The sequence below is a fragment of the Microcoleus sp. MON2_D5 genome (genome assembly GCF_036701905.1).
In the GTDB taxonomy this organism is placed as follows: Bacteria; Cyanobacteriota; Cyanobacteriia; order Cyanobacteriales; family Microcoleaceae; genus Microcoleus.
The window spans coordinates 1-11859 of the sequence record NZ_JAUBRM010000137.1; the positions used below are offsets into that span (position 1 = coordinate 1).

Here is an 11859-nt window from a genome sequence, read left to right on the forward strand (position 1 = left end):
GAATATTCTTTAACTCTGCTTGAATATATCCCTCGCTCCTGTTCTTAGTTTGCGCTCGATTATTCAGCAAGCCCTATTTATTTTTAAGCTGTTCTACATTTAAACTGTGTGTCAAAAATCAATAAAACTCTTGTGGGACGGGCTTCTCGCCTGTCCCGAATTTCCAATTTAAATGCGTAACAGCTTAAGACATCGGATCTATGAAAAAATATCGCTGCCTCGGTCTCCAACACTTACCCACAAGCGGGGATTTTTAATTACCTGGTTTCCAAACTACTTCTTCTACTTTGAGCTGCTTGGGAATTAAGCCAAGTTCAAAAAAAGTATCGGCAATTTCCTGTTGCTCGGCAACCATATCAGCTTGGATCGGTTCAAATCCATAACTCCGCCGTCGAGTGACTACATCTAAGATAGAAACATCAACGTTCAAAATGGGAGCGAGAATCTTGACTACTTCTTCAGGATTCGCATCAGCCCAAGTCGCTACTGCTTGAGTTTCTTCTCTAATTGCGTCAATGATTTTGACATTCGGCTGAGCAAATGACTTATTAGCTAAGTAAAAATCGCGGTTAGCGGCTAGTCCTTTACTATCTTTAACAACACGAACATCTTTTTGCGCTTGAGCTGCTGCATAAAAGGGGTCCCAAATTGCCCAAGCATCTACGTTACCTTGTTGGAAGGCAGCTCTGGCATCGGCTGGTGTCAGGTTAGCAGGCTCAATATCAGTCCATTTTATGCCGGCGGATTTCAGTGCTTTTGCTAATAGGTAATTGGCACTTGAACCTTTTGTAAAAGCTATTTTCTTACCTCGCAAATCTGCCAGGGTTTGAATTGCCGAATTAGCAGGGACTAAAATACCTGAACTGCGGTCTTTGGGCGCGCTACCGCCAATGTAAAGCAGAGGTGCGTTAGCAGCCTGGGCAAAGACTGGAGGAGCGTCCCCGGTGCGCCCGATGTCGAGGCTGCCGACGTTTAGTGCTTCCAGCATCGGGGGGCCTGACTGAAATTCTTTCCACTCAACGGATACACCTAGAGGCTGCAAGCGTTTCTCTAAACCGCCTCTAGCTTTGACTAGGGTGAAGGGGTCGAATTTCTGATGACCGATGCGGACTACCTTAGCTGGAGTTGCTGTGGGGGAAGCGGCGGGGCTTGCAGAGCTGGTAGCGGGGGGAGTATTGTTACAGGCGGCGATCGCCCAATTCAAGCCGATTCCTAATAGAAATAGCACTGCTAGGGAAAAGTGCGATCGCCATAATTGAGCGAGGAATGAAATCAGTCTTTTGAGCATAAACAATAATATTGTTTGTTGCTAAGTTGCCAATCAGAGACTTCCAACTAATTCGGGTTTGCCAGTTTGCAGGGCACCAACAAACTCTTGCAACTGCGATCGCAGTATTTGTTCTGTTTCCTCTTCAAGTTGTACGCTTGTTTCGTCATAACTTTGGATCTGCGTGTCTAAAACATAGACACCAGCCAAGATATGACTAGCGCCCAGCTCGGATAACACTGGTTTGAGGGCGTAGTTAATTGCTAATAAGTGACCCAGCGTACCTCCGGTGGCTATGGGGAGAATAACTTTACCAGCTAAACTCTTCTGCGGTAGCAAATCTAAGTAAGCTTTGAGTACGCCTGTGTAGGCTGCTTTGTAAACAGGTGTGGCGATGATTATGCCCTTGGCTTCTACTACTAAATCATTGACTGCTTTTAAGTCGGGGCTCGCGAATTGTCCGTAAATTAATACCTCTGGCGGGAGATCGCGGACGTTGATAGATGCCGTACTTAGTCCCTCTTTCTCCACAGCGCGGCGGGCGTATTCCAGCACCGCAAAGGAGCGGGATGGATGAGACGGGCTACCTGCGATCGCAACAACATTAGGCATTTAATAGTCCTCCTATTTTTGACTCATTTAAAAATGAACGATTTACGGTACAGTCAAAAATTACGGTAACTCTACCGATTTACCGTATTTTATAGATAGTAAGCTAGCACGGTCAATTTTAAAAAGCAAGTAAGTTGAGATGTAAAGTTTGATAACTCTTATACAAATTTTGTGCGATCGCGAATCTCGGCCCAAAGAACTGTCCGGTTATTTCCCCCAAATACAGCAGACTCTCACCGGACTCAAAAACAGAAACCGGTTCGCCACCGGAGGCGGGTTCACCCAGAAGTAAGAGAAGGAAAGTTACCCCTGATGGTCGCTAGAACAAGCAGAACCTTTACAGGAAGAGGGTTTGCTTGTTCTTAACAATTATTTATCAAAGTTCCCGAATTTTGGGAAAAAATTCCCTTGCTTTTTGTAAATACCTATGCAATACTCTTGTTTAATCGTAAAATACTATAACTTGACTGACTTACAGTAGATTAAAGTTAGAGATGCTAATCTGCTCTTCACCCAAATCGGTGAGCAGCAGGCTCATTAACACTTGCTTAACAGCAACTTTTGCAAGCGAACTAAAGTTAGCGCTTAACTTTTAACTGTTAATTGTTATGAGCCTGTGCGATGAATTGTGAGATATATGGAGGTTTTTTAAAATGGAATCAGGACTCTCAGGAATGCGCTTAGAATTAGTAAAACTCCAGAAGTCATTTGGAAATATTGAAATTTTGCGGGATATCAACCTCGAAATAAATCCCGGAGAATTTGTAGCCATTGTGGGTCGCAGTGGATGTGGCAAAAGTACCTTGCTGCGCTTAATTGCCGGACTAGAAATTCCCAGTCAAGGCACGGTCTTTCTAGACGGAAAGCCGTCTAAACAACTTAACTCGAAAGTGAGAATGATGTTTCAGGATGCACGGCTACTACCTTGGCAAAAAGTGCTGGCCAACGTGCAATTAGGGCTACTAAATGCCAAAGAAAGCACTCGCTATAAAGCGATGCAAGTCCTTCACGCTGTTGGGCTTGGCGATCGCGCCAGCGATTGGCCGGCTGTACTCTCCGGCGGTCAAAAGCAAAGAGTTTCTTTAGCAAGAGCCCTCGCCTGCGAACCCGACTTGCTGCTGCTTGATGAACCCCTCGGCGCGTTAGATGCTTTGACCCGTATTGAGATGCAGCAATTGTTAGAAAATTTGTGGCAAGAAAAAGGATTTACCGCGCTACTGATCACTCACGACGTAGAAGAAGCAGTGGTGCTAGCTGATCGAGTTATTTTAATAGAAAATGGTCAAATAGCAATGAACTGTTATATTGATCTCCCACGACCGAGGCAGAGAGGAAATGCTGTATTTGCTGCGAAAGTAGAGACTATTTTGCAGCGCGTTATGGAACGGAAACAAAGTAGTAAAGATGCAGAAAAGTATGCAATAACGGCGTTTCGGTAAACGGTGGTTTTCAGAAATTATCTCAATAGCAAGTTGTGTAGATTAGTCTGACTGATTATGCTAAATTCTCAGGAGAATGCCCACTAATTAACGCTCGGATTTCACAAATATTAAAGTTTTTCAAGCTGAAGTTATTCGGCTTGAAATGGTTTGGTAGTCATGCACAGTCATGATATCGCTTTCTTATGCAAAAATTATAGTAAGGTACACAGTTAAACATTGCCAGCCTATGGTGAAAGCAGTTTTTTTGAGAAAGACAAGATTTTACGAACCCAACGAGAGAATCGCGACCGTAAAGTATTATTAAGTCTTTGAATATGACTGGTTTTTCCGGATTCTTTGCCTACAGGTCGATGTCTTTTAAAAGGTAGCACTTTTGAATAAAATTCCCAAAAATCCGTATAAAAAACAACACCTTGTCTATCGACAGGAGGTAAAGATGGCCAGAGCTGGGACGCAAATTTTTTGAGCGGTCTCCTATATAAAGCCTAGCCTATCAAGTCAGACGAGCGATCGCACTTTCGCAAGAGGTCTAATGATTAAGCACTTTGGGGAAAGTCCCAACCAACAATAGGTTGCAAGCCAAGGATTTTGATTTCTTTGGTGGGGCGGAAGATGCCTTGATTTACGTCAATTCCGACAGATTTTAGTTGCTCAAACCCGTTTTTCTGGAATGGGTGACAAGGACTGGTAATTTTGTTTCGCATCCACAGGTGAGGATTGTGCGTTTGGTGTCCTTCCCAGTTTCTAGGATAGTCAGGGCAATCGAGAGGATTTTTCCAGCCTTTATATTTCAGAACTTGCAGACACCAAGCACGGCATCCCCATTCATCGGGAGTTGGATCTTTGGGCTTAATTATCCCATCGCCACTGAACCAGTCTAGGTTAGGGATTTCTCCAGGGGAGCCGTTTTCACGCCACAGAGTAAGATAAGTTAGTGGCTTAGTGGCATAGTGGCTGCCTTCATGGAGGATATTCCACCACTTATCGAAGGGTGGTCTGATGGAGATGTGACTGATGTCCAGTTTGCATTCATCTTGAAGAAACTGCCAAACTTCTGTTTGTCTGGGAATGATGAAGTTTTGAGTGTTGGTTTTTGTTTGGCGATCGCATTCTGGATAGTTGGAAGCTGCGGTTGCACAGGAGTCGTGGAAGTTGCAGTCGTTGTAGTTGATGGTTGAGTGGTTGTTATTCATTGCAGTTACTCCAATTTCTCATTCATCAGTTGTTCGGTTTGGCTTGGTTCGGGGTGTATGAGACTGTCCAAGCGTTTTTGGCACCGATCGCTTGGGCAATCCAGGCTTTGTGTTGATAGGGTTTGCCTTCTTTTCGGGCGCGATAGAGAGTGGTGGTAGATACGCCGAGAAGGGCTGCTGCTCTCTGGGTGGTGCAAGATGATTCAATTACGATAGGGCGTGAGCGGTGCTTGGAATTTTTGGGTTGGTTGCGATCGTCTAGGCAAACGGGTTCACAGCCTGGAATAGGTAGGCTAAGTTGAAATGCTTTCATTCGCTAAATCTCTGAAACGTATGTCTGATGGGATGTTTCAACGATAGTCGGCGCTAGGGTCAGCCATCGACTAACTGGAGTTAGCAATTTGTTAGCATTGATTCAGCAAGAACTTGATAGCGGTTAATTAGGATGTCTCTTATGCCAGATCAACCAGAAGAGAACTTTGACGAGGCTGCAAAAAAGTTTGATATAGAAAGGTTGAGAGCCAATCTAGTAGCTGAAAAGAAGGGTGAAATTACCACAGCAGCCTGGAGATACTTGAAAGGGGTGCTTTGTTTAGGTGAACCCAAAGAAGTTGCCAACAAATGCTATGTCAAGGAAAAGACCGTTCAAGTTGCCTTAAATAGAGAAATCAAAGATCACCTGCTCAAAATCCTTCATCTTCCAGAAAATCAGCGGGTAGATTGGAGTAGTGTTCCTGGTTTACTTGCTAAAGCTGGATATAGATTATCCAATCATTACACCAATCCTCCCCAGAATATTCCTCATACTGGCGTTGTTGAGTTTGTGGGGCGATCGCGTGAACTTGAAAAGCTACACCAGTTGTTACAGGAAGGAAATCGCGTAGCGATCGCTGCTATTGCTGGCATGGGTGGAGTCGGCAAAACAGAACTTGCCATTCAATACGCGCTAAAACATTTAAACAATTACCCAGGTGGGGTTTGCTGGTTGCCTGCTAAAAACCCAGATATGGGGATTGAGATTGTTCGGTTTGCGCGATCGCAGTTTGATAATCTGAATCCGCAAGAGGATTGGGACTTAAAGACTCAGGTTGATTTCTGCTGGCGACGCTGGGAATCTGGCGAAGTGCTGGTAGTGTTGGATGATATTACTGATTATGGGGAAATAAAGCCTTATCTACCGCCAGTCGAACTACGCTTTAAAGTCTTGATGACGACACGGATTAAGCGATTGGGTAAGTCAATTGAGTCTCTGCTATTAGATGTTCTCGATGAAGCAGATGCTCTGAAGTTGTTAATTTACCATATTGGTGAAGAACGTATCCAACAGGAACTAGAGGAGGCTAAAAAACTCTGTGCATGGCTAGAGTTTTTGCCTTTGGGTTTGGAGTTAGTGGGACGTTATTTGGATCGGAAAGCAAATTTATCGCTGGCAGAATTGCTGCAACGGTTGGAGGAAAAGCGGTTAAATGAGCGCTCGCTCTGCAAGCGAGAGGAAGACATGACCGCAAAACGGGGAGTGAAAGCAGCCTTTGAGTTGAGTTGGGAGACATTGAATGATGAGTCAAAACAACTGGGATGTCTGCTGAGTTTATTTGCCCCCGCTCCTATTCCCTGGTACTTGGTGGAACAGGCTGCATCCGCTCAAGATCCAGAAGACTTGGAAGAGATTAGAGATGATATCCTGCTGAATCTGCATCTGCTTCAGCGCATGGGTGACGAAACTTACCGCCTGCATCAACTGATTCGAGAATTCTTCTGGGAGAAAGTAGAACGGACAGACCAGGTAAAGGAACTAAAACAAGGGATTGTGATAGCAATGGTAGCAGTTGCCAAGCCAATTCCTGGCTCTCCTACCCGTGAACTAATCGACTCATTGGCTATAACTGTGCCTCACCTAGCAGAAGTTGCTCAAACTTTGACAGATGAGCTAAGTGACGACGATTTACCGGAGCTTTTTAAAGGACTGATGAGATTCTATGTAGGTCAAGGGCTATACGGAAAAGCAGAGTATTGGTCTAAACAGTGTTTATCATTAGTTCAAACACGCTTTGGCACAGTCCATCCTTATATTGCGATCACTCTAGAGAATCTAGCCTATTGTTACGAGGCTCAGGGACGTTACAGTGAGGCTGAGCCACTGTATATACAAGCCTCAGAAATTTGGCAACACCTCCAAGCAATAGAATTCAGGAAAACTCTGCTAGGTGCTGACGATCCTGATGTGTTTGCTAGGGATCAAGACGGGAAGAATCAAACAGAAGTCTATATCGATCCTCATGTAGCTGGCAACTTGAATGAGCGGGGAGTCCTTTACTTAAACCAAGGACGATATGAAGAAGCTGAATCTCTTTTGCTGTCAGCCTTACAATGGCGACGACATCTGCTAGGTGATAAGCATCTTGATGTGGCAACTAGCCTGAATAATCTAGGAGTTTTATATAGTCGTCAAGGTCGCTACAGTGATGCAGAGTTGTGCGATCGGCAGGCATTAGAACTCCGAAAACATCTGCTAGGTGATAAGCATCCTGATGTAGCAACCAGCCTGAATAATTTAGCAACGCTCTATTGTGAGCAGGGACGCTATAGTAAAGCCCAACCTTTGTTAGAGCAGTCCCTTGAACTCTCAAGGCATCTACAGGGTGACAAGCATCCTGATGTAGCAGATAGCCTAAATAATTTGGCAAGCTGCTATCTTCATCAGGAACGCTCTAGCGATGCCAAATCCCTCTTTGTGCAGGCACTAGAACTTCGGCAAAGCCTGTTTGGTAACGACCATCCACAGGTGGCACTCAGCTTGAACAATTTGGCAAGTTTCTACCTACGTCAGGGACGCTACAGTGAAGCTGAATCCTTAGCTCTCCAAGCCTTGAACCTGTGCAAACGCTTACTAGGAGATAACCATCCAGATATCATAGTAAGCTTGAATAATCTAGCAGAAATCTACCGTGAACAGAAACGCTATAGCGAAGCTGAACCCCTTTATTGTCAAGCCATAGAACTGTTGCAACGCCTGTTTGGTAACGCTCATCCTCATACGGCAATTTGCCTGAATAATTTGGCATTGCTCTACCAGGCTCAAGGACGCTACAGTGAAGCCGAATCCCTGTTAGGGCAAGCTCTAGAGATTTGTGTACAACGGTTAGGTACTGAGCATAATAATACTGTTGTCATTGCTGAGCATCTGGCAAGGCTCCGTGCTGTCCTTGACTCGGACAATTAAAATCACGGCTGCACGAACAAAATTCGCTTGAACAACCAAGGATATTCAACCTGACCCACCAAAGCTGATTAGCAAGATTCAAAGCTGGATGGATGAAATTGTATAGGATTACGTCTTGGTTTCTTCCACCCAGTTGCTAGAGGCACCATTACATAAGTTACTCGATTTGCCTCAAGCCACGCGCGAAGCGGTGAGTAGTTGCTCAAGTTGAGTGTAATCCATTACGAGGAAAGAGTTACTGAGAAGCTGCCAAAGTTTTGTCCAAGTCAACTAGAACGGGATGTCCAAATCGTCTTCACCATCCTCTACCGATAACTGTGATGGTGGTACTGGAGATAATGCTTCGTCAGGAATTACTTCCATCCAATATGGATGCTTGTCGTGAGTCACCTGGACAAACCAAGCTTCGTTAAGAAAGAAACAGACGTTTAACTCGTCCAACACCAAGCCCACCCGGAGGAACTGGATCGTCAGATGTGCATACCGCCAACATGAAGGAGCTTAAGGTGCGATCGAAGCACCGGGTAATGTTTTCCAACCGCTTGACGATTTGTTTCCTTTTCTGTGCGAGCCTTTTTCAGGTTCTTTTCCAAACGACGCAGGTCAGATTCTCTGCGTACATCACTCTCAACTACTAACCAGGGTAAACGCATCTTGTCAATAACGAGGGGTTTTAGAGCAATAACTCGGCTTTATTGTTGTTTATTGAGAACAGTTTTTCCACCTGTAGCGCTTTTGTCTCTACTCAAACGCTATATATGGGAATTTAGAAATTAGATGCGTTTACCCTGAACTACTAACCACAAAAAAATTTTGGATAAATTAACCCTAGTCGTTACACCGTCGCGGGTGTCTCAGCACCATGTAAGCTTTGTGGAAAGTGACCGCGCTCAACCAGAGCGCGTACAGGCTCACTCTTGGGTTATTAATAATAACCGTTTGTTTCAAATTACAAATCTATTGTTTCAAATCATAACGTTGATTATATTTCTCTTAGATTATTTGCTTATCTATTATCCCAGTAATTACCATAATGCTATTTGTTGGCAATACCCGCAGTACATCAAAAAACCTACCCACACACCTCGATAGGAAAATACTATGAGCAACGGAAGTGGATGCCCATTTACGGGCGGCGGTCAGAAATCTCAGCCTCGTCATAGGCCGTCGCACCGAGACTGGTGGCCGAATTATTTGAATCTGAGCATCCTCCACCAGCACACCCCCCAGGCCAATCCTATGGGTGAGGCGTTCAACTATGCTGAGGAGTTCAAGAGTCTTGACTTAGCTGCCTTGAGGGCAGATATCTACGAGCTGATGACCACCTCCCAGGACTGGTGGCCAGCCGACTACGGTCATTATGGGCCGCTCTTCATCCGCATGGCTTGGCACAGCGCCGGCACATATCGTATTGGCGACGGTCGCGGCGGCGCGGGTTCGGGTAGCCAGCGGTTTGAGCCGCTCAACAGTTGGCCAGACAATGCCAACCTCGACAAAGCGCGTATGTTGCTTTGGCCAATCAAGCAGAAATACGGCAAGAAAATCTCGTGGGCCGACCTCATGATCTTCGCCGGCAACTGCGCGCTTGAGTCGATGGGTTTCAAGACGTTGGGTTTTGCCGGTGGGCGCGTGGATGTCTGGCAGCCAGAGGAAGACATCTACTGGGGTTCTGAGAAAGCTTGGCTCAGCAATGAGCGTTACGAAGGCGATCGGGTGCTCCTGAATCCCCTCGCCGCCGTTCAGATGGGACTGATCTACGTGAACCCGGAAGGGCCAGACGGCGAGCCCGATCCGGTCGGCTCAGGGCGCGATATTCGCGACACCTTTGGTCGGATGGCGATGAACGACGAGGAGACAGTCGCGCTCACCGCCGGTGGGCACACGTTCGGCAAATGTCACGGTGCGGGCGAGGCGACGCACGTAGGTGCCGATCCTGGGGGTGCCACCATCATCGATCAGGGCCTCGGCTGGAAGAACGCCTTTAACACGGGTGTCGGCGTCGATGCGATCACCAGCGGTATCGAAGGCGCATGGACTCCCACTCCGACGCAGTGGGACAACAGCTATCTCGAAACCCTGTTCAAATATGACTGGGAGCTGACGAAAAGCCCCGCTGGTGCGTGGCAATGGAAGCCCAAGGGCGACGCGGGTGCGGGTACGGTACCCGACGCGCACGATCCGTCGAAACGGCACGCCCCCATGATGACCACGGCAGATATGGCGATGAAGATGGACCCCATCTACAACCAGATTGCGCGACGTTACCACGACAACCCGGATGAGTTTGCCGAGCAGTTTGCCAAGGCGTGGTTCAAGCTGACGCATCGCGACATGGGACCGCGATCGCGGTATCTCGGTTCAGAGGTTCCCCAGGAAGAGTTCTTGTGGCAAGATCCCATTCCCGCAGTCGATCATGAATTGATTGATGAGCAGGACATCGCTGCCCTCAAGGGCAAGATTCTTGCTTCGGGACTGTCTGTCTCCCAACTCGTTTCGACTGCTTGGGCGTCGGCGTCAACGTTCCGCTGCTCCGATATGCGCGGTGGAGCGAACGGGGGGCGCATTCGTCTCGCGCCGCAGAAGGATTGGGAAGTCAACCAGCCAGAGCAGTTGGCAACAGTGCTGCAAACCCTGGAGGGAATTCAACAGGAGTTTAACAGCTCGCAGTCTGGCGGCAAGCGGGTTTCGCTCGCTGACCTGATCGTTCTGGGCGGATGCGCGGGCATTGAGCAAGCGGCGAAAAATGCCGGTCACGATGTGACGGTTCCCTTCAAGCCGGGACGCACGGATGCGCTGCAAGAAAAAATGGATGTCGAGTCCTTCGCGGTGCTTGAGCCAACCGCAGACGGGTTCCGCAACTACACGAGCGGCAAACATAGCGAATCGCTCGAAGAGCTACTGGTCGATCGGGCGCAGTTGCTGTCCCTGTCAGCTCCTCAGATGACGGTTCTCCTGGGCGGGTTGCGCGTCCTGGGTACAAACTTTGGAGGGTCTAAACACGGCGTCTTCACCCATCAACCAGAGACGTTGACCAATGACTTCTTCGTGAACCTGCTCGACCTGGGTACGACGTGGAAGGCGACCTCTGAAGATGAGTATGAGTTCGAGGGGAGCGATCGCAAAACAGGCGACCTGAAGTGGACTGCTACCCGTGTTGACCTCATCTTCGGCTCAAACTCTCAGCTCCGCGCCCTGGCGGAAGTCTACGGATGTGTGGACTCGCAGCAGAAGTTTGTCAATGACTTTGTGGCGGCGTGGGACAAGGTGATGAACCTTGACCGCTATGACCTTCGCACAGTCTTAGCGAAAACCTCTGCCAGGAGTTTCTAGGCGTAACTTCAACCGATCGTCGGCGATCTCAGATCGAAGCTACGTTAACCCGCGGCAATCCTAAATGCGGGTAGAAGCTAGAGACAAAAATGAGAGCGGCGTTTCAACTTGTCTGGAAACACCGCTCTGGGCTTTAGGCCCTGATGCCAAAGCTGTTTAGAAACATGAACGCGATATTAGTCACGTTGTAAGATGTGCCAATGGTATCGGGGTAGTAGTAAATATGTAGTGATTGAATATTTATTGCCTCAAAGTCGAGTTGTAATGATGGACTAAATACCAAATAGCACCAATATGGTTTTCTAACTTTTTAGAAAATGAGAGAATCTTTCTTACGAAGTGTGACATTAGGTTAATGCTGAATAAGAGCGATATAGGAGATAATATTCAGCAAAAGTGACAGATAACACCCAATAACCCGGACTTAACCTGCAAAGTTTCTGTTTAATCCCTTAAAATTAGGGTGTTATCCAGCAGAGCTGACGGATAATCCACCGAAGGTAAAGGTATTATCCTGCACATCTGTTGAATACTGAAGTTTCTACTGTCCCGGCTTAAACGGGTAGCCACGATGCTAATTAGACAAGCAAAAACAGCCCTAAGTTCCCTAGGTTATGAACTAGATTGCCGTGAGGAGGCTTTTGGTTATCTAAGGAATTCCTCCGATGTACTCGCACAGCCAGAGCAATTGCGACGGAGGATGCAACAAGACGGTTACTTATACTTAAAAGCCTTTCTTAACTCTCAAGAGGTTTGGCAAGCTCGTCAGGAAATTGCAGCTTGTTTAGCTGCTGA

General features: G+C 46.9%; 8 protein-coding genes and 3 pseudogenes. 4 read left to right on the forward strand and 7 right to left on the reverse strand.

Features of this window, described 5'->3' with window-relative positions; genetic code table 11:
- Positions 1 to 253: 253 nt before the first annotated feature.
- Together QUA47_RS28535 and ssuE are read right to left on the reverse strand one after the other, a co-directional pair.
- Positions 254 to 1288: a sulfonate ABC transporter substrate-binding protein gene (locus QUA47_RS28535; protein WP_333433258.1), complete on the reverse strand. Its 1035-nt coding sequence runs from the start codon at positions 1286 to 1288 to the stop codon at positions 254 to 256.
- Between the two features lie 33 nt (positions 1289 to 1321).
- Positions 1322 to 1879, reverse strand: a complete 558-nt coding sequence (ssuE, locus tag QUA47_RS28540) for an NADPH-dependent FMN reductase (protein WP_333433259.1) — start codon at positions 1877 to 1879, stop codon at positions 1322 to 1324.
- A gap of 653 nt (positions 1880 to 2532) precedes the next feature.
- Here ssuE and QUA47_RS28545 point away from each other — a divergent pair.
- Positions 2533 to 3318 (forward strand): ATP-binding cassette domain-containing protein, encoded by a 786-nt coding sequence (locus QUA47_RS28545; protein WP_333433260.1) that lies wholly within the window; start codon positions 2533 to 2535, stop codon positions 3316 to 3318.
- A 157-nt stretch (positions 3319 to 3475) separates the two neighbouring features.
- Here the strand turns inward: QUA47_RS28545 and QUA47_RS28550 are convergent.
- The 3 genes and pseudogenes from QUA47_RS28550 to QUA47_RS28560 form a co-directional block, all read right to left on the reverse strand.
- A pseudogene (locus QUA47_RS28550) lies at positions 3476 to 3805 on the reverse strand (IS1 family transposase); the annotation flags it as partial.
- 52 nt (positions 3806 to 3857) lie between these two features.
- Complete coding sequence (locus QUA47_RS28555) at positions 3858 to 4514, reverse strand: hypothetical protein (protein WP_333433261.1); 657 nt, start codon at positions 4512 to 4514, stop codon at positions 3858 to 3860.
- Positions 4515 to 4539: 25 nt separating this feature from the next.
- Positions 4540 to 4827 carry a hypothetical protein gene (locus tag QUA47_RS28560; RefSeq protein WP_333433262.1) on the reverse strand — a complete coding sequence of 96 codons (288 nt, stop codon included), beginning with the start codon at positions 4825 to 4827 and terminating at the stop codon, positions 4540 to 4542.
- A 141-nt stretch (positions 4828 to 4968) separates the two neighbouring features.
- Between QUA47_RS28560 and QUA47_RS28565 the strand changes: the two genes are divergently transcribed.
- Positions 4969 to 7734 (forward strand): tetratricopeptide repeat protein, encoded by a 2766-nt coding sequence (locus tag QUA47_RS28565; RefSeq protein WP_333433263.1) that lies wholly within the window; start codon positions 4969 to 4971, stop codon positions 7732 to 7734.
- A 270-nt stretch (positions 7735 to 8004) separates the two neighbouring features.
- On the opposite strand, the gene QUA47_RS28570 is transcribed toward QUA47_RS28565, so the two are convergent.
- Complete coding sequence (locus QUA47_RS28570; RefSeq protein WP_333433264.1) at positions 8005 to 8187, reverse strand: hypothetical protein; 183 nt, start codon at positions 8185 to 8187, stop codon at positions 8005 to 8007.
- Positions 8188 to 8835: 648 nt separating this feature from the next.
- Between QUA47_RS28570 and katG the strand changes: the two genes are divergently transcribed.
- Positions 8836 to 11064, forward strand: a complete 2229-nt coding sequence (gene katG / locus QUA47_RS28575) for a catalase/peroxidase HPI (protein ID WP_333433265.1) — start codon at positions 8836 to 8838, stop codon at positions 11062 to 11064.
- Between the two features lie 240 nt (positions 11065 to 11304).
- On the opposite strand, the pseudogene QUA47_RS28580 reads toward katG, so the two are convergent.
- A pseudogene (locus QUA47_RS28580) lies at positions 11305 to 11412 on the reverse strand (IS1 family transposase); the annotation flags it as partial.
- Between the two features lie 223 nt (positions 11413 to 11635).
- Here QUA47_RS28580 and QUA47_RS28585 point away from each other — a divergent pair.
- Positions 11636 to 11859, forward strand: a pseudogene (locus tag QUA47_RS28585) (phytanoyl-CoA dioxygenase family protein); the annotation flags it as partial.